At 57.0% G+C, this 18,045-nt stretch carries 12 protein-coding genes; 6 read left to right on the top strand and 6 right to left on the bottom strand.

Annotation, left to right across the window (positions count from 1 at the left end; genetic code table 11):
- Positions 1–30 precede the first annotated feature (30 nt).
- Together FIV00_RS16705 and FIV00_RS16710 are read right to left on the bottom strand one after the other, a co-directional pair.
- The gene (locus FIV00_RS16705) at positions 31–1,227 is read right to left on the bottom strand and encodes an aminotransferase class V-fold PLP-dependent enzyme (protein WP_152501803.1); all 1,197 of its coding nucleotides are present in this window, start codon (positions 1,225–1,227) and stop codon (positions 31–33) included.
- Entirely contained in the window at positions 1,224–7,409 is a 6,186-nt protein-coding gene (locus FIV00_RS16710) for a type I polyketide synthase (protein ID WP_152501804.1), read from the bottom strand. Before FIV00_RS16710 ends, FIV00_RS16705 begins: the two co-directional genes overlap by 4 nt.
- A 175-nt stretch (positions 7,410–7,584) precedes the next feature.
- Between FIV00_RS16710 and FIV00_RS16715 the strand changes: the two genes are divergently transcribed.
- The 3 genes from FIV00_RS16715 to FIV00_RS16725 all read left to right on the top strand — a co-directional run bounded on the left by FIV00_RS16715 (position 7,585) and on the right by FIV00_RS16725 (position 9,216).
- A complete protein-coding gene (locus FIV00_RS16715) occupies positions 7,585–8,100 on the top strand; it encodes a hypothetical protein (protein WP_152501805.1) in 516 nt (171 codons plus the stop codon).
- 23 nt (positions 8,101–8,123) lie between these two features.
- Positions 8,124–8,570 (top strand): DUF3291 domain-containing protein, encoded by a 447-nt coding sequence (locus tag FIV00_RS16720; RefSeq protein ID WP_152501806.1) that lies wholly within the window; start codon positions 8,124–8,126, stop codon positions 8,568–8,570.
- 268 nt (positions 8,571–8,838) lie between these two features.
- Positions 8,839–9,216 carry an iron chaperone gene (locus FIV00_RS16725; protein ID WP_152501807.1) on the top strand — a complete coding sequence of 126 codons (378 nt, stop codon included), beginning with the start codon at positions 8,839–8,841 and terminating at the stop codon, positions 9,214–9,216.
- Positions 9,217–9,285: 69 nt separating this feature from the next.
- Here FIV00_RS16725 and FIV00_RS16730 read toward each other — a convergent pair whose 3' ends face one another.
- From FIV00_RS16730 to FIV00_RS16745, 4 genes are all read right to left on the bottom strand, one after another.
- Positions 9,286–10,359 (bottom strand): hypothetical protein, encoded by a 1,074-nt coding sequence (locus FIV00_RS16730; protein ID WP_152501808.1) that lies wholly within the window; start codon positions 10,357–10,359, stop codon positions 9,286–9,288.
- Positions 10,360–10,820: 461 nt separating this feature from the next.
- Positions 10,821–11,495, bottom strand: a complete 675-nt coding sequence (locus FIV00_RS16735; RefSeq protein WP_152501809.1) for a 4'-phosphopantetheinyl transferase superfamily protein — start codon at positions 11,493–11,495, stop codon at positions 10,821–10,823.
- 596 nt (positions 11,496–12,091) lie between these two features.
- Positions 12,092–12,640: a cytochrome b gene (locus FIV00_RS16740; protein WP_152501810.1), complete on the bottom strand. Its 549-nt coding sequence runs from the start codon at positions 12,638–12,640 to the stop codon at positions 12,092–12,094.
- Between the two features lie 9 nt (positions 12,641–12,649).
- On the bottom strand, positions 12,650–13,195 hold the full coding sequence (locus FIV00_RS16745; RefSeq protein WP_152501811.1) for a ricin-type beta-trefoil lectin domain protein: 546 nt from the start codon (positions 13,193–13,195) through the stop codon (positions 12,650–12,652).
- 133 nt (positions 13,196–13,328) lie between these two features.
- Here FIV00_RS16745 and FIV00_RS16750 point away from each other — a divergent pair, with 133 nt between their 5' ends.
- The 3 genes from FIV00_RS16750 to FIV00_RS16760 all read left to right on the top strand — a co-directional run bounded on the left by FIV00_RS16750 (position 13,329) and on the right by FIV00_RS16760 (position 18,019).
- Entirely contained in the window at positions 13,329–13,811 is a 483-nt protein-coding gene (locus FIV00_RS16750) for a MarR family winged helix-turn-helix transcriptional regulator (protein ID WP_152501812.1), read from the top strand.
- Between the two features lie 588 nt (positions 13,812–14,399).
- On the top strand, positions 14,400–16,190 hold the full coding sequence (locus tag FIV00_RS16755) for a cytochrome c3 family protein (protein ID WP_247649425.1): 1,791 nt from the start codon (positions 14,400–14,402) through the stop codon (positions 16,188–16,190).
- Positions 16,191–16,414: 224 nt separating this feature from the next.
- Complete coding sequence (locus tag FIV00_RS16760) at positions 16,415–18,019, top strand: arylsulfatase (protein WP_152501813.1); 1,605 nt, start codon at positions 16,415–16,417, stop codon at positions 18,017–18,019.
- Positions 18,020–18,045: the final 26 nt, after the last annotated feature.

Here is an 18,045-nt window from a genome sequence, read left to right on the forward strand (position 1 = left end):
TGAGGCTCAAGGCACAAGGGCTCATTCACCTTAGCTTGCGAGCACGGTCTCAACGGCGTTGGAAATCTCGGCAATGTCCTGAGGGCTTGACATGTAGTGCAGGCAGAACCGCACACATTCCGGCCAATGGTGGCTGCGCACCTGGATCCCGCGTGCTGCCAGGGCGTTGACAACGGCGCCGGGCGTGATCCGTTCAAAGCGGCAGGCGGTGATCCCGTTGCTTGGGATCGTATCCGGCACAACCATGCCCCCATACCGCGACGCCAGCGTCTTAAGGTTGCCATGCAGAGTCTTAGCCATTTGTGTGGCCCTTTCACAGCGCTGCGGCAAAGGCATGTGCCGGTCCGCCACCTCAAGTGCCTGGGTCCAGGCCGGCAGAAGCGCCACAGGAAGCGAGCCGGATCCGAACCGTTGCGCGGTCTGTGTCAGGACAAGCTGGTCCTCCGATGTCAGATCGCACCCTCTCCAGCCGATCTGGCTGGGCAAAAGCCGGGCCGACCGCACAACGGCCGCCGCCAACCCGTCCGGGCCTCCGAGCCACTTTTGCGCTGTCAGCGCGTAGAGATCGATATCCAGGTCCTTCAGATCAACATGCGAGATGCCTGCGGCCTGTGCGCCGTCAACAGCGAGGATGGCCCTCGCCGCCGGGCCGCTGTGCACGGCTTCAACACTCTGTCGAAGGCAAACAACATCGCCGGTAACCCAATCGACGTGGCTGAGGACAACCAGCCTTGTCCGTTCGCAAAGACGGTCTGCCAAGTGCTGTGCAAACGTTGGACCGCCATAGGGACGCGGCACCGTTCTGACTTTGACGTCATAACGGCGTTCGATTTCCCTCGCCCATAACCAGCTTCCCGGGGGCTCCGCCTCGCCTATGACAAGGACATCACCCGCTCTCCAGACAATGCCGGCAAATGCCAGCGCCATCGCCTGGGAGATACTGCCGAGATAGACGATGTCTTCCGGTTCTGCTCCAGTCAGCCGGGCGAGAGTGCGGCTCAACGCGGCCTGCTCCCGCGCGATCAAGGCCGAGGCAATTCTCGACGCCGGGCCCACATCCTGTAGGCTGGTCAAAAACGAACTGACAGCGTCGATCGCCGCGTTTGACATGACCCCCCGCGCCCCGAAATTGGCGTAAACGCCCTCTGAAAGCGCGGGAAAGTCAGTCCGGATCGCAGCAAGGTCAAACACCGGTTCGAGTGGCACCGCCAGGCTGTTTTCGCTCATTGGGCCGGCCGCAAGATCTGCGCCAGCGCGTTGAGGTCCGGTGCGCGGAAAAACTCGATAAGAGAATAGGTTGTGCCATAACGCCGGCCAAGCGTCTCCCGCAATTCGACGATCATGATCGAATCCAGACCGTTCGCTTCCAGCGAAAGTCCGGGGTCAACGGCGTCCGGCTCAATGAGCAGCGTTTCGGCGATTGTCCCCCGCAAAACATCCCGCATGTCTTCGCCCGTCTCGTCCGGCGAAGTTGTCTCCGGGCTGACGCGGTCTATCGCCTCCCTGTCTTGGGAGACGGCCGGAACAAGATCCTGAAAGACCGGCCGGCCTGCAAGATCCGGAACGGCCCTTGCGAGCCGGGACCAGTTGACCGGCGCGTACCAGGCGGGCGGCGCCGCGGTGCCGATCAGCCTCTTCATCACGGTCAGAGCCTCTTCCTGGCCAATGGTCGCCATACCAAGTTCCGACAGCGCCTTGTCATGACCGAGGGCAGCGGCTTGCCCTATGCCACGCCAGGCGCCCCAGCCGATGCTGGTTGCGGGAAGCCCGGCTGCGCGGCGGGTGACGGCGAGCGCGTCCAGGGCGGCCGAAGCTGCGGCATGCGGTCCCTGCCCGGGCGGTCCGAACAACGAGGCAGCGGAGGAAAAGAGCACGAATGCCTCCAGCTTATCTTCAAGTGTCGCCTCGTGAAGCACCACGCCTGCATCGAACTTCACCGCGAGTGCGTCTGCAAAACTCTTGCTGTTTTGTGAGATCAGAAGCCCGTCGTTCAGAAGACCGGCCGCGTGAAACACGCCGCCCAGCGGCGCGACGGATCTGGCACTTGCAACAGCGCGGAGGACGTCCTCTTTTTGTGTCACGTCACCCGCGACAAATTCCAGATTGCACCCCGCCTCGCCAGCCAACTGCTCGAGCGCGGCCCGCTCTTCCGGTCCGCCCGGCGTTCTCGCAAGACCGACCACGCCTCCGGCCCCGGCACCGATCAGATCCGCGAGCAGCGCCTGGCCAATGCCGCCGGTCCATCCCGTCACAAGGTAGCTGCGATCTTGTCGCGGTCGGAACGCGGGTGTCTCAGCCGGTTTTTGCAGAGCCAGTCTGGCGGCTTCGATCCCCTTTTCCGAGACCCGCCATTCCGTTTCGTTCGCCGGGGACGACATGATTGACAGCATGGCCGTAGCGGCCTCACCCGCCGGGACACCGGCAAGCTCGACAAAACCGGCCTGCAATTCGGGGTGTTCCGATGAAATCACATTCGAGAGCGCACGCAATGCTGCGGTGGACATTTGCCCTGCTGCAGCGGATGCGCCTTCGTTGCTTGCAACCAGAAACAGTCTCGCCTTACGGGAGTGCTCGTCCAGGAAGCCGACCAGGCGGCAAAGGTCTTGAAATCTTGCGGCCAATTCGGCCGTCGCCAGAGGCTCGACCGCGAACAAGATAGTTCCGCCTGCAACGCGATCCGCATGACAGACGAGCTCTTCGACAGAGCTCAGATGGTGAAGCCGCGTGTTTGTATCGCCTGGCTCTGCGGCAAGGGCTGTCATCAGATCGGACGGACCAAACACGAACAGCTCTCCGGCCGGACGCCCGCCCGGCTTGCGCTCCTCCCAGGCCTTGTGGGTCATCACCGCAACTTTTGGCTCTTGCATCGGCATCCTGGCCGGCCGCGCCAAGATACCCCTTGCAAGAAGATCGGCCTTTCCGTCAGGTCCGTAGAGATCAAGATCCGCCGATGCACTGCCGCCCGGTTCGGACCGGGTGACGGCATTGAGGTCCGCCTGGGGCGAAATTGCTCTCTTGACCTGAAGGCGCTGAATGCTGTGCATCATGACCGCCGTGGTTTCGTCCCCACCGGCAGAAAGCGTGTGCAAGGCAGTGTCCAGAAGGGCCGGCCCGATCACAAATCCGTCCCTTGTCTCTCCCCCAAGCCGGGCGGTGATTTTGCCGTCTTGGCCTGACCGCAGACGTTCCAGGTTGCGATAACACGGACCGTAGTCGATGCCACGGTCGGATAATCCGCGGTAAAATTCCTCAATATCAATGTCGGCTTCGTCTACGGACATTGGGGCCAAGGGATCGGTTCTTAAGTCCATCCAGTCGAACGCGCAGTGCATCAACCGCGTCCACCTGCCTTCTGCCTCGCCCGAGATCCGCGCATAAACCACAGCCTCGACGGGGAGGTCGTCGCGGCTGCCGATATGGATCTCAAGGTCGATATTTTCACCTTCAGCGGCCCCCAGGGCGCCTTCAAATGTGACATCGGTCAGGCAAATCTCAGCGGCATCCGGCCTCAGCATTTTCGCGAGCGACGCAACACATTCCAGGCTACCGGCTGCCGGCCACATCGGCCTGCCGGCCACCTGATGTTCGATGAGGACCGGGTCCTGAGCATCGATGCGCGCCTGGTAAACAAGCGTTGGCCCCGCAATGTCGAGGCGGCGCAATGCAAACGGATGCGTCTGGCTGGCGGCGCTCCCGGTCGAGGGCTCCAGAACACGGGACAGCGTTCGGCTTGTCACTTCCTCCTGAAAGTGCTGGCCGCCAAGCAGAGACAGCAGCCGGTCCTGTTCGTCGCCACCGGGCCGCTTTGCGAAGTGAAGAAAGATCTCTTCTTCCTCGGGCCTGAACTTCGACTTGAACTGAACCTGCCGCCTCAGGCCACGGGACGCAGCGTCGGCGTTCTCTGAGAACCGGGGCATGCCATAACTGCCCCCAAGAGACAGCACCTCTGCGCCCTCTTGTTTCAGTTCCGCCGCCAGGTCCACGATCAGCCGCTCAGTACATCCAGGCGGCGTCTCACGATCATAGAACTCCATATCCATCAGCCAGCCGGTTCCGGTACCGAACTGGCTGAGCACGATCGCTCCATGGACCCGGTCGCCTTCGCCGGCGACATAAAGCCTGCGATAGACTGGCAATCTGCCTGAGGCGATTTCATCGATCAGTCTGTCCGCCGCGGGAACAGGCGCGGATCGGGCGCTCATCCAGGTCCGGATCAAACCGGTCACCGAGGCATCAAGCTGAGGGTCCATGCCCGGCTTGAACAGTTTGGTCTCGTGGCCGTTCGCTTCTTGGTACCGGTTCAACCGCGACCGCAGGCGCTTGTAACCATTCGCGGAAGGATCGAACGAGCACAGCGGCAAAGTCTGCGTGAGCCCGAAGGGCACCAAGAAACCGTCTTCTGGAGAGCCGGCCGTCGATCCTGGAACTGTCCGGCAAACGGCAAGAACCAATCCGCTCTCGTCTGCTGCCGTCTGCAACTCCGCGAGCGCGCGCTCAGTCGCGTCCTCTTCGCCGATTGCGGCCCAGACCAGGCAGGCAGTCGAACTCACGCTGGCAAAGACCGCGACCTGGTCCGCCTGTGTCACCCAGACCCTTGGTGCCAGGTGTCTCATGTTGAGCGACTGCAGGCCAAACCGGTCGTGGCGTCTCAAAAGACGCTCCAGCGCGACAACCGGTTTGTCCTCTTCCCTTCGCCCCGTCTTCAAAGACCGGCTCGCAGCCGCCTCGTCGCGCAGTTCCGTGATCCAGTGATAGCTCTTCTGCCAGGGATAGGAAGGCGGCGGCAGCCAACCGATGTCGGTCTTCAGCATAGTCCGCCAGTTCGGGTCATAGCCTGCGCGATAGAGCGCCGCCACGGCCCGTTCGGGCGAATAAGCAACACGCGAGTCCGGTGGCGCGAGCCCGGCCGTCAACAGGCCTTCTTCTGACGAAACCAACATGCGGCCGCGGACAGCGGGCAGCAGCACCGGCCGGGGGCCGATCTCCAGAAAATCGCGATATCCTTCATTGATGAGCACTTCGACGGCAGTGTCGAACCGCACTTCGTGCAGCAGGTTCCGGCACCAGAAATCGGTGGTGAGTTTGTCCCCGCCGCACCGTCCGCCATCGACGGCCGAATAAAACGGAACGGTCTCACCAGTGGGACTGATGCCATCAAGACGTTTTGCCAGGTCCTCACCCAAATGCGCAATCAACGGCGAATGCCCCGGCACGCCGTCGGTATTCACCACACGCGCGAAAATTCCATGATCACCCAGATCGGCAACCACCTCCTCCACCGCTTTCGCTGGACCGGAAATTACCGCGTTCTGGGGGCCATTGCGTGCGGCAATAACGACGGAGCCCGCGCGTGCGCCAATGCGCTCCGAGACCTCCTCCGCGCCGGTATCGACCAGGGCCATCAATCCGGTGCCCGCCACCTGTGCCAGACAATGACTGCGCTCAAGGCTCAGATGTGTCGCGGCCTCAAGCGGCAAGATCTCCGCGCTCAGCGCTGCAGCAATCTCGCCCATGGAATGCCCCAGCACCGCCGCCGGCTCCAAACCCCAGTCCCTGAAAAGAGCATCAAGGCCCGCCTGCAAGGCGAAAATCGCAACCTGGCTGGTGACGATACGCGGAACCGCAAGGTCTTGCGGTTGGTTCATCGCCTGCCAGACGGACCAGCCGACCTGGCTTCGCACCACCGCGTCAATGTCGTTAATGCGTTCTCTGGCCGGCTCATATTGGCTGACGGCCGCGCCCATACCTGGCCACTGCCCCCCCTGCCCGGAGAACAGAAACACCGGTCCCTTGCCATTCCTCTTGCTGGAAGGTCTGGACGGTGCTGAGACATTGTCCAGAGCGGCCAGAAGCGTTTCCCTGTCGCTGCCGACAACGCAGTCGCGCATCTTGAAGTGGCTGCGGCGGAGCGCCATGCCCCTGCTCAGGGCGCGCGGATCTTCACCGGCGCTGAGGCGCGCGTGCAGGGCCTGCGCGAAAGATGTCAGCGACGCTCCGCTTCGCGCGGACAGCGGCAGGACAACCGGAGCCGAATGGTACGGTGCATCTTCGGTCTTTGCCGCCGCCTCGTCCTGGCCCGGTGCACAGCCCAGGACGACGTGCGCGTTGGTGCCGCTGAAGCCGAAAGAACTCACGGCAGCAAAACCTTGGTTCTCGGGCCACGCCAGAGGCTCCGCCGGGATGGACAACCCGAGGGCCTCAAGATCAATCATTTCGTTGCAGCGCGCGAAATTCGCCTGTGGCGGGATCACCCGCCGGTGCACCGCTTCAATGGCCTTGACCAGACCGGCGATGCCTGCCGCCGATTCCAGATGCCCGATATTGGCCTTGACCGCTCCGAGATGGAGCGGCCCGCTTCGTTCAGGCGCGCAGCCATAGACCCGGCCCAGCGCCTGCGCCTCGATCGGATCTCCGAGGCGCGTGCCCGTACCATGCGCTTCGGCAAAGACCACCTCGCTGCCGGTGACACCGGCATCGGCAAGCGCCGCGCGCAGAACGGCCTCCTGCGCATCCACATTCGGCGCCGTCAGACCGGCACTGCGGCCATCCTGATTGATGGCCGATCCCCGGATGACCGCCATCACCCGATCGCCGTCCCTTTGTGCCGCCCACAACGGTTTCAGAACGACGGTGGCGCAGCCTTCTCCGCGCACATAACCATCGGCCCCATTGTCGAAGGGACGGCATTCGGGCGCCCTCGACACGGCGCCCAGCTGACTGAAATAGATGCCGACGGAGGGGCTGAGCGCCACATTGACGCCGGCCGCCAGACACAGGTCGCTCTCCCCGGCCCGCAGACTGGCAACCGCCATGTGCACCGCCACCAGCGAGGAGGAACAGGCCGTGTCGATCGAGACCGCGGGACCGTTGAGATTCAAGGCATAGGAAATACGCCCCGATGCCACGCTAATCGCGTTGCCGGTGCCGAAGTACTTGTCGATCATGGAATAGTCATCGCCCGCCCCCGTAAGACCGGCATATTCCGTGTTGCAGATCCCGACAAAAACACCGGTCCGGCTGCCCTTGAGCTCCGTCAGGGGCTGACCGGCGTGTTCAAGAGCCTCGACTGAAGTTTCCAGGAGCAGCCTGTGCTGCGGGTCAAGGCTCTTGGCCTCGCGCGGGCTGATGTTGAAAAATCCGGGATCGAAATGGGCCAAATCGTCAAGAAAAGCGCCCCAGAGCGAACAGGCCCCCGCCGGATCCGATCCGGACGGGTCATAATGGGCTTGAGCGTCCCAACGGTCACGCGGCACTTCGCTGACCGCCGTCCGGCGGTCGTGCAGCATCTGCCAGAACGCGTCCCGGTCCGGAGCCCCTGGAAACCGGCAGGCCAGCCCGATCACCGCGATATCCCGCAAATTGCAGCCTGCTACGGGTTGTGCCGGCTTGTGAGTGGCATGGCGGTTCACGGTTCCTCGCCCTTTCGGAGCTTCCAGCGTGACATGTCCTGCAACAAGGCATCCAGCTCACGATATCCGAACCCGATCCTGCTCACTTGTCGCAAATTGCGCAGTTCACGATAAGCCCGCGCCACCAAGGCAGGTCTAAAATTGGCGTGACCCACAGCACGAAAGGCAGGTTGCCATGCAGACCGCAAGAGAAGCATTTTCAAAGCTCAAGTCCCTGGCCGGTGAGTGGCGCGGCTCGTCGCCCTATGGCAAGGATATACGCCTGACCTATGAGGTCACCGGAAAGGACAGCGCCGTGATCGAGCGCTATCGGCATTATTGGAAAGGCGAGCTGATGGAAGACGAGATGGTCACCATGTACCATCTTTCAGGAGACGATCTGGTGCTGACCCACTATTGCACGCTTGGCAACCAGCCACGCATGCGCGCCAACCTTTCCATCGATGAGGACGTCATTTTCGAGTTCATCGGGGCAAGCAACCTGCCTCACCCGAACGCGCTGCGCATGACCGGGGTCGCGTTCCATTTCATCGATAACGACAATATCACGCAGACCTGGAGCTGGGACGGCGAGAAGAAACACATCTTGCCGGAAAACCGTTCTGACGATTACGACGACATTCCCGACAGCGGCGAAGGGATCGACACGTTCACACTCGCGCGCGTCAAAGTGCCGATGGCGGCCGAATGAACCGATAGAGTGGAGCCGCCACGATGCCGGATTCGGATTGCCATTTGGCGCAGCTCAACATTGCCAGGGCGCGCTTCGATTATGACGCGCCGGAAATGGCGGATTTCTTGGCCGCCGTTGACCTCGTCAGCGGCGCCGCTGACCGGTTTCCAGGCTTCGTCTGGCGCCTCGACGATCAGACAGGTGGCATGAACCGTGGAGCTCATCCACGCGATATCGTCAACCTGTCTGTCTGGCAATCCGCCGAGGCTCTGGACGGCTTTTTCAGACACACCGTACATCGCCATTTCTATGCCAGGAAATCAGACTGGTTTTTGCCACCGGAAGAAGCGCATTGCGTGTTCTGGTGGCAGCCGGCCGGCGTCTATCCAACGCTCGAAGACGGCCTTCAAAATCTAGAACGCCTTAGACAATCTGGACCGGACGCGCATCTGTTCGACAGGCTGCCGCTCGCAACGGCCGGCACTTGAACACCACCGCAGACGCTGAAAGAAATCTGGTTTCAAGCGAGGGTCGAGCAAACACATGTCCCTCATCTGTTTCTCAAATTTGAAATACGTGACTGCGACAAATGCATCTATAAAGTGCATTTGTAGCCCATGCATCAGGCTCCGGCGTCATCCGTCGCCCTCTCCGTCTTCAAACGATTCCTCACTTGAACAGGACCGGCTGCCTACCTAGTTTTCTTGTTGATTTTCCGGACCGCCTGGGAAAGGGCAACCGACAGGAGGGAATTCCATGCTTTACGATGCCAATACCCCCAAAGACTACCTGGACCAGCTCGATCCGGACTGGCGGCGAGACAAGCTGCTTGAAATCCGTGAGTTGATACTCTCCGAAGGCAAGAACCTTGAAGAGTCGATCCACTACAAGATGCTAGGTTATGGTAAGGACGAAGACTATCTGTTTCATCTGAACGCCCAACGAGGCTATGTCAGCCTCTATGTCGGCAACGCATCCAAAGTGGACCCGGATGGAGAACTGCTCTCCGGCTTGAGCGTGGGCAAAGGCTGCATACGCTTCACGAAAACTAAATCCATCGAAAAGACCGGGACCAAGGACTTCGTGGCCAAGGCCTATCAGATGTGGGAGACCGGCGAAGACACGTCCTGTTAAGGGAAGTCTGCCGAAGACAGCGTCTAATTCTACCGCTAAAATGGAAACGGCGAATCGGACGCGCTGCTATCAATAATCACGTTGATAATCCCGCAACCGTGAGACACTTGGCGGATAGAAGGCATGTGTCATCCCGGCGCCGAACCGGCTTGTTGTTTCTTCGACCGAGCGCAAATGAGCCACCGGATCTCGGAGCCGGTTGAAGTAAACATCGATCGGTTCGAAGCCCCCGACCAGCGGTTTGTCCGAGTTCATCTTGTTGTAACTGTCAACCGTGTCGAATGTTGGCAGGTCATCGGCGAGTTCAGGCAATCCGGCCATCGGGAAGCTCAAGGCTGTCGGTGCGCCTCCCATGACATTGAGTAGAACGAACATGCCCACCACAGGCTGTTCCGAACCGTCAGGCAAAATCATCCTTGTATCCGGGATGCCTATGAGCGTTTCCGAAGCGCCGAACCGCATCATGAAGGCGGTACTCACGCATTCGATACCGTTGATATACGGCCCGTAATTTCCGAACACCATCCCGCGGTCGTCATAGCGCACGGTCCATTCGTCAAGCTGGGTGAGTTGAATATCAACCAGTGCCGACAATAGAAAACTCTGTTCCTCTGCGGACCGTCCCGGCATGTCACGGGCGATCAGTTTTTCCCGTTCGTAGTGGTTTTCTTCGGTCCACATCGTGGTGAGCTGACGCAGCCGGTTTTCCTTCGGGTCAATCAAATCGTAGTAGATCTGCGACCGGGCAGTCGTATTGTGGCTATTACGCGCGAACGGAGTACGACCGCCGTTCGTGAAGCGGTGACGCATCTCCCAAGTTCCGTTAAAACTTTTGGCAACCCGTGAGGCGCTGAGCGGAATAGGCGCCAGAAGCCCGGGCATTCCGAGACTATTATAAGCCATGAACATGCGGCGTACTTGTTCCGTTGTCAGACCGTTTTCCTTGGCCGCCTGCGTGAACAACCTCGTGAGGGTTTGCCGGATTTCCCGGTCGCCGCTTTCAGTGCGCGGTTCATCAAGATATTTGAAATAGGTGTTCGTTGCTTCACCCAGAATGGGTTGCAGAACCTTGTACTTTTCATAAGCCGTCATATCTGTCGGCTCAAACGGCTCCTTGAAATCATTGATTATCCGATCGACCATAACCGCGCCCCTTCTGGTTTTCGGCTTTTCGGGACTTCTATAGAAGTTCCTGTTTCGAAACCTGGAATGTCCGAGTGAACTGAAAAGACGTTATCGGGACTTGGTGCGTCATGCTTGTCTGAGATTGCGGACAGATTTCTACAGCCGCAAATTTGATAATTTCAAAGCATACCAGAATCGTTTGGCAAACTCAGTCGACGACAACGGATCCCAGCGTTTTGGAGAGGCGTATCGCGAAGATACCCGTATTACATATTCTTTCCATTCGGCTGTTGAACGAGAGCTCAATTTTTGGAGTTGAGTGTACAGTCGCGTCCGCACAATATAAACCAAAATACCTACGGCAAGCCCAGCTCGGTTGAGTGCCTGCATCTGCCTTGGCCTGCAAAGGCGCCTGGATGATTAAGTTGGGCAATTGAGGTTAGATCAGAGTGACGGGCCGTAGCCGGTGCGGAGGAGGATCAGCGGGGAATAAGGTCGCTTGGGCAAAGGTCTATACGGTTCACGCCATTCACCCTAGATGGAGCAGCAAGCGCAAACCAGTGGTTTCCGATGCGCGCGCTTTCCAGCCACCATTCCCATGGCACTCCAAGACTCGGCGGTAGTGAGACAAGGCGGGGTTGGTGTCCCGCGAAACTGATCTGCTTCGGGGGCAGAGAGAACCCCAGACCGGTTGCTTTCATCACTGCCTCCTTCGCGGTCCAAAGTTGAAAGAAACGTTCAAGCGGTTCGGCAGATGCGTCCATCTCCCAGATCTCCTCTTGGCAAAAGACAGCTTGCGCCACTCTTTCGCGGTCGGACAGGTCGCGCGAAAATTCGACATCGACACCAATCTCGATCTCCCTCGCTATTGCAACTGCGACCAGGCCTTCAGTATGGCTGATACTGAACCGGATAGATGTCCCAGAAAGAAATGGCTTGCCGTAGTCACTTAAGGCGAATTTGATCGCCATGAACCCAAGCTGGCCAAGTGCGTGATGAAGTAAAGCATGCGCCACGATGAAGACCCGTCGCGCATCATGCGCGACGAAACGATCTGCGCGGGCTCGTTCTTCGACAGCTAGCTGCGTCGAAATCAGCGGCAGTAGCGCTTCATCGGCAGGGCTGACTGGACACAAATAGAGGCTTACCTTCATCAGCGCAGGTTAACCCATTTGTCCAACAGCAGCCACCATCGTGAGACGTCGCCAAAGAAATTTTCGAAGGCCTATATATAATGCTCGAAGAATACGGGCGATCGTCTCACAGGTCCTGAACCGCCAGATCAAATGGACAGAAGGCGCATCGACGCTCATTATGAGATCACGGTATGCACATCACCGCCGCTTCGAAAGTGACGGTTTGGGTGGTCGCTACACCGAAACAGCCCTGACCATTTTCGGTCATTGAATAGCCCGAAATTTATTATACGCCTTTGTTGCTCGTTTTCTACGGTCGTTCGGACCCGACCGGCGACAAAACGCGCGGCTATCCGGAAATAATTTCCGCGCTTGACTGCAGCCCAATCCCAGGCCACAAATGTGGCCCTCAGGGCGTTCACGAACGGCATTATTCGACGCTATCTCAATAGCTTAATTAAATTGGCTGAGATTCCAGGTTCCCCAGCCAACTATTCAACTAGCCATTGATATTAAGCGGTTCGATTCTGTTCTCGATCGGCTCATCTCGGCATTCCTGACAATTCAGTTTTTCTTTTCGGTTGTTAACATCCCAGACTCGGCGCAACGGTCACTTATTGCTGGCGTATCATGCGGGTCAGAGTTGAGTCATGGTCGACGAAATGGTGTTTCAGCGCGCCAGCAACATGCAGCACCAGTGCGCCAACCATCAGCCAGCCACAGGCACCATGGAGCCAGTGCCCCATTGCGGAGAACGCTTCTATTTTGTCTCCCGCAGGGATCATGAAAAGGCCAAATACGCTGGTAGTTCTGCCGCCAAAATAGGACCCGATTATTCCTGAGAGCGGCATGACTATGATACCGGCAAGCAAGACGATGTGAACCAGCTTGGATGTGAGGCGCTGCCAGGTGGGCATCACGGTAGCATCCTCCAGAAAGCCCTGTTTCAACCGGTACCCCACGCGCCACAGCCCAAAAATGAGCACAAGCACTCCAACTGCCTTGTGAATACCAATCAGTTGTCCTTTGCCCGGACCGCTTTCAAGGAATTCCGATAGGTAAAAACCGAAGCCTATCATCCCGATAATTGCAACGGCAATGATCCAGTGATTGAACCGTGAAATACCGTCATACGTCGTGGTTTTCGACAGGTTGGGGCTCATCGAATGCTCCTACAACTCGAACAAATTCCAGGTTTGGTAGGACTTGCTGGTTTCTTCGCATGGCTGGAGAGACAGCGGCCGCATCACATGAACAGGGGAGCCGCCACGCCCTTCCCGCTTCTCCGTACTGCTAACTGTCACGCACAACTGCGGATCGGCCTGGGCGACCAACTGACCATTTTCGTTCAACGTGAACTTCTGAGTGGCGGTGCCGGCACATTGGTTGAGCACAATCGGCGCTCCGGCCTCGACGGATGGGACTGTCATACAGACATCGAAATAGGGAATTCGAAACTCTCCTTTGCCGATGAGTTCCTCATCAAAGCCCTGATCTTCCAGGATGCCACCCGTGTAGTTATAGCAAGTGTGAGCCTGCAGCCCCTTGTCCAGCGGTGCATTCTTGCCCTGCCCACCAGCGATATCCAGGCAGTAGCCGCGTGCGTCGTCCAACCTGTCGGTCAACTGGACTTCAACCAGGTTTTCGGCTGATTGAGCTGGTGCGACCAGCGAGGCCAAGCCAACAAATGCGAGCGCTATCCCGGTGACCGGTTTCATGATGATACCCCTTGAGTGCCACTGACAGCGCAATTCGCCGTCGATTGATTGTTCTAATTCAAACAGTTTACATCAGAACTTTGTGACCGTAATGTGCCAAGATCATGAGTTTATTTATTAGCGCAGTCAGGTCATGAAACAGACACTGATAACCATCCACCCCGTTTTGCATTCAGCCACCTTGTTGGAAAAGCGGATTGAAATCCTGCTTAGACCAACTGGGATCCGCCACCGACAGGCTCTCATCCTGGATGCCTTGTCGCAGATCGGGCCGACCTCACAGAGGCATCTGGCGAAACAGTTCGACGTTTCGGCGGGCAGCATGAGTTCTATGACAGAACGGCTGGTAACGCTCGGGTTCATCACCCAAATCACGAACCCCGAAAATCGCCGCAGTGATATTCTTGACCTGACACCTGACGGCCGGGAAGTTCTAAAGAAAGTATGGGTTGTCTGGCAGGAGGCAACGGGCCTGATCACCTCGGCACTCGGTGAAAACCAGGCCGAGACACTCACGGTCCTTTCTACGAAGCTCCGGAATGCTTTGGGGGGCACGCAGCCGGAGAAAGAACGGCACGGGACGCGAGTCTCCGCCCTCGGCCCCACTCCAAAATAGGTAGTCACAACTCTCTATCGAATTGTCGAAACATGACGCGAAATCATCACAGCAAATTGGCACTGTGTCCTAGATAGACCTCATCGAGCCATTGGGAATGGCTTCCGCGTCGCCCAAAATATGTCGGTCGAAGCAGTTCGGCCTGCTCACAATAGGTGTGTCCTGAACCAACCTGACTGCCACCCGAAACTTGGCCACGAACCATACTTCCAAAGGGGCAACTCACCACATATCAGAGACCTACATATTCTAGCTGAAACGCTCGTTGCCCTTCCTAAACCTTCCCAAAGCAAAGAGCCTTTCGAACTGCGACCAAAAGGATATTATCGTCAGTTCCATCACTTGTTGGGTCGCCAGAGCCTCGTTAAGCTCTGAAGCTGTTGCTTGTTTCGAATTTTCTCTGGCAAGCTGTTGAACCTGTGGGGCCAGATGCAGATTGGGTCTTTTCTATGCTGGTCCATGATTTCTTTCATGCTTTTACAAGTGCATGCGAGTGCAAACGAAAGAACTCCTGGCTATCAAGACAGCGCCATTTGTCAGTCGTGCCACAATGGGGCTTTTCAAGACTGGAAATCCAGTCACCATGCCATGGCCTGGCTCCCCGTTGATGATGAGCACGTTGATGGCGACTTCAACAATTCCACATTTGAGCATCGAGGTCGCAAGACACGTTTTTTCAAAGATGGTGACCGCTACTTCGTCGAGACATCCGACATAGATGGAGGCAGCAGGGTCCTTGAAGTCAAAGGGGTTGCCGGCATCACACCCTTGCAGCAATACCTGATTGAGACTGAACCAGGGCGCTTGCAGTCACTAGATATTGCGTGGGACCAGGAAAACGACCGCTGGTATCACCTTTACCCGGATCAGGCGTTGGCACCCAATGATGGTTATCATTGGTCCGGACCATACAAGAACTGGAATTCGCGCTGCGCAGAATGCCACGCAACAGGGTTTCAAAAGAACTATGACCCAAGAACGCGACATTACTCCAGCACTCAGTCTGAGATCGGTGTAGGATGTGAAGCTTGTCATGGACCGGGGGAAGCACACCTTGCCTGGGCGAATGGTGCTTCTTCGTCAGAACTATCCGTCTTTGAAGGAACAGGCGATCAAGGCCTTATCGTTGATTTCAAAGACGCATTTCCGCATACGGAAATCGAACAGTGTGCGGCTTGCCATTCAAGGCGCGAGCCGAACCAAGACGGCAATCCGCTTCCCGGCACGCCCTTTCACGACAGTTATCGATTGGCGCTGCTGCGGGATGGACTTTATCACGCTGACGGTCAGATCCATGACGAAGTCTATGTCTACGGGTCTTTTCTTCAATCAAAAATGTATGCTGAAGGCGTCCGATGCACGGACTGTCATGAACCCCACTCCGGCCAATTGAAGGCAGAGGGAAACGGGGTTTGCACCCAATGTCACTCTCAAGTGGGTAACGACACGTTTCCCTCCTTGACGTTGAAAAGATATGACAGCCCGGACCATCACTTCCACGAAGCCGGAACCGCAGGTGCACAATGCGTTTCCTGTCACATGATCGAGCGCACTTACATGGGAATAGATGGACGTCGCGACCATTCCTTCAGGGTGCCGCGGCCGGATCTCAGCGCGTCTCTCGGAACGCCGAACGCCTGCACGGATTGTCACATCGACAAGCCTGCGACCTGGGCTGCGGAAAAGTTGAAGATGCGTTTTCCTGATAGTGCCCATCGTTCTTCCCATTTTGCTTCGGTTTTTGCCCCGGCACGCAGAGGGGTGACGGGACTTGGAGAACAATTGCTCAACATTGCGCTTCAAGAGACGCTGCCTGGAATCGTGCGCGCTTCGGCAATAAATTTGTACGCACAACACTCAGGATCCGAGGCACCAAGTGATGCATTTTCGCTCTTGAGCGACTCCGATCCTCTTGTGCGGGCCGCCGCCGTCTCGTTGACGGCTACTCTGCCGGCCAGCACTCAAGTCCAGCTGCTGTCCAAATTGTTGGAAGACCCTCTGAGGTCTGTACGTATTGCCACAGCCAGGCAGCTTCTGGGCGTTTCATTAAGGGGAGAAGAACAAGGAATTCAGGACGCTGTCCAGAATGCAAATGACGAGTGGCGTACCGCTCTTTCTTCCAAACTGGATTATCCAGAAACTCATATGGTTATCGCAGGCACAGCTCTGACCTTGCGAAACCCAAAAGCTGCTATCAGGGCGTTTCAGGAAGCCACGCAACTCGATCCGCAATTGGCAGATGCCTGGATTATGCAGATCCGTCTTTTTATGGCGCTTCAGGACTACACCAACGCGCAGATCACGCTTCAACGAGCGAAAAAACTGATCCCGGAAGACGCTCGGCTCGCCGACTTTGAACGTCTATTGCAAAGCCGTTGACTGGAAAACAGTCGCTAGATTTCCACTTTTAGCTGTATTTTTGCTTCGAAAAATGACAAGGCCTTGGCATTCTTTACGAGGCTGATGACCTTTAGAAAATTAAATTTCGCTTTCTGTATTGACGCTGGGGCAAATTCGACATCTGATTGATGAACCGACGTCCAACGCATTGGTACTAATAACAATTTTACACAGTGCCAGTGTACATGGGAGGATAATCGAACATGCCATTTCAGTATAATTTCAGGGCCGCATTGTTCGCAGCCTGTGCCTTTGGGGCCTGCGGCCTCGCCGGAGGACTGCCTGCGCTGGCACAATCAGAAGGTAAGCCCAACATTCTCGTCATCTGGGGTGACGATGTCGGACAATCCAACATATCTGCCTATACATTCGGTTTGATGGGATACAACACTCCCAATATCGACAGAATTGCGAAAGAAGGCATGATGTTTACCGACTATTATGGTGAGCAGTCATGCACGGCGGGTCGATCTTCCTACATCACTGGACAAAGTGTTTTCAGAACGGGACTGTCGAAGGTTGGATTGCCGGGTGCCGATCTTGGCATGCAGGAAGAAGACCCAACAATTGCCGGCCTCCTGAAAGCACAAGGCTATGTGACCGGTCAGTTTGGTAAGAACCATCTCGGCGACAAGGATGAACACCTGCCGACCAATCACGGTTTCGATGAGTTTTTTGGCAATCTTTATCACTTGAATGCCGAGGAAGAGCCCGAAAACGAGGATTACCCCGGTAACATGACGCTGGCTGACGGAAGGACCTTCCGCGAAGCCTTTGGTCCTCGTGGCGTTATCAAGTCATCTGCGGACGGTACGATTGAAGACACGGGCCCTCTAACCAAAAAACGTATGAAAACCGTTGATGATGAAACGGTAACCGCCGCTATCGACTTCATCAAACGAGCGAATGATCAGGGACAGCCCTTCTATGTCTGGTGGAATGGGACCAGGATGCATTTCCGCACACACGTTAAGCCGGAAATGCGTGAAAGAGCGAATGAGCTTGCAGGCAGAAATCTCGATGAGTATTCAGCGGGCATGATCGAGCATGATTTGCATGTCGGTCAGCTTCTTGATTTGATCGATGAACTCGGCATTGCTGACAATACCATCGTCCACTACTCAACGGATAACGGCCCGCATTACAACACCTGGCCAGATGCCGCTTCAACACCGTTCTTTGGTGAGAAGAACACCAACTATGAAGGCGGATGGCGCGTTCCGTCCATGGTACGCTGGCCCGGCAAGATTGAGGCAGGAGCTGTCTCCAACGAGATCATGCACCACATGGACTGGTTGCCGACTTACCTGGCGGCTGCAGGTGCTCCGGAGATCAAAGAGCAGCTGAAAGAAGGTGGCGTTCAAGCGATCGGTCGCGAATACAAGGTCCATCTCGACGGTTACAACTTCTTGCCTGTGCTTTTGGGTGAAGAAGACGCCGGTCCAAGAGCAGAGATATTCTATTTTTCCGATGACGGAGATCTGACGGCTCTGCGCTGGAACGACTGGAAACTGATCTTCATGGAGCAGAAACAGTACAAGACCTTGCGGGCATGGATTGAGCCATTCACGGTTTTGCGTCTGCCTCTCATTTTCAATCTGCGACGTGATCCTTACGAGCGGTCCTATCAAACTTCCAATACCTATTATGATTGGTTGATCGACCGGGCATATATGCTTGTGCCTGCACAGCAGTATGTCGGAAATTTCCTTGCCACTTTCCAGGAATTTCCTCCGCGCCAAAAAGCTGCGAGTTTCTCTCTCGATCAGGTCATGGACAAACTCAGCACACCAGGCGGTGCTCAATAAAAGCTGATTGCACAACCGCGGTGGAC

Source organism: Labrenzia sp. THAF82, assembly GCF_009363435.1.
Lineage (GTDB): Bacteria > Pseudomonadota > Alphaproteobacteria > Rhizobiales > Stappiaceae > Roseibium > Roseibium porphyridii.

Excerpts from the sequence above, each read along its gene's own strand:
- FIV00_RS16705 (WP_152501803.1), bottom strand. The coding sequence starts at position 1,227 with ATGAGCGAAAACAGCCTGGCGGTGCCACTCGAACCGGTGTTTGACCTT.
- FIV00_RS16715 (WP_152501805.1), top strand. The coding sequence starts at position 7,585 with ATGCAGACCGCAAGAGAAGCATTTTCAAAGCTCAAGTCCCTGGCCGGT.
- FIV00_RS16720 (WP_152501806.1), top strand. The coding sequence starts at position 8,124 with ATGCCGGATTCGGATTGCCATTTGGCGCAGCTCAACATTGCCAGGGCG.
- FIV00_RS16725 (WP_152501807.1), top strand. The coding sequence starts at position 8,839 with ATGCTTTACGATGCCAATACCCCCAAAGACTACCTGGACCAGCTCGAT.
- FIV00_RS16730 (WP_152501808.1), bottom strand. The coding sequence starts at position 10,359 with ATGGTCGATCGGATAATCAATGATTTCAAGGAGCCGTTTGAGCCGACA.
- FIV00_RS16735 (WP_152501809.1), bottom strand. The coding sequence starts at position 11,495 with ATGAAGGTAAGCCTCTATTTGTGTCCAGTCAGCCCTGCCGATGAAGCG.
- FIV00_RS16740 (WP_152501810.1), bottom strand. The coding sequence starts at position 12,640 with ATGAGCCCCAACCTGTCGAAAACCACGACGTATGACGGTATTTCACGG.
- FIV00_RS16745 (WP_152501811.1), bottom strand. The coding sequence starts at position 13,195 with ATGAAACCGGTCACCGGGATAGCGCTCGCATTTGTTGGCTTGGCCTCG.
- FIV00_RS16750 (WP_152501812.1), top strand. The coding sequence starts at position 13,329 with ATGAAACAGACACTGATAACCATCCACCCCGTTTTGCATTCAGCCACC.
- FIV00_RS16755 (WP_247649425.1), top strand. The coding sequence starts at position 14,400 with ATGGCCTGGCTCCCCGTTGATGATGAGCACGTTGATGGCGACTTCAAC.
- FIV00_RS16760 (WP_152501813.1), top strand. The coding sequence starts at position 16,415 with ATGCCATTTCAGTATAATTTCAGGGCCGCATTGTTCGCAGCCTGTGCC.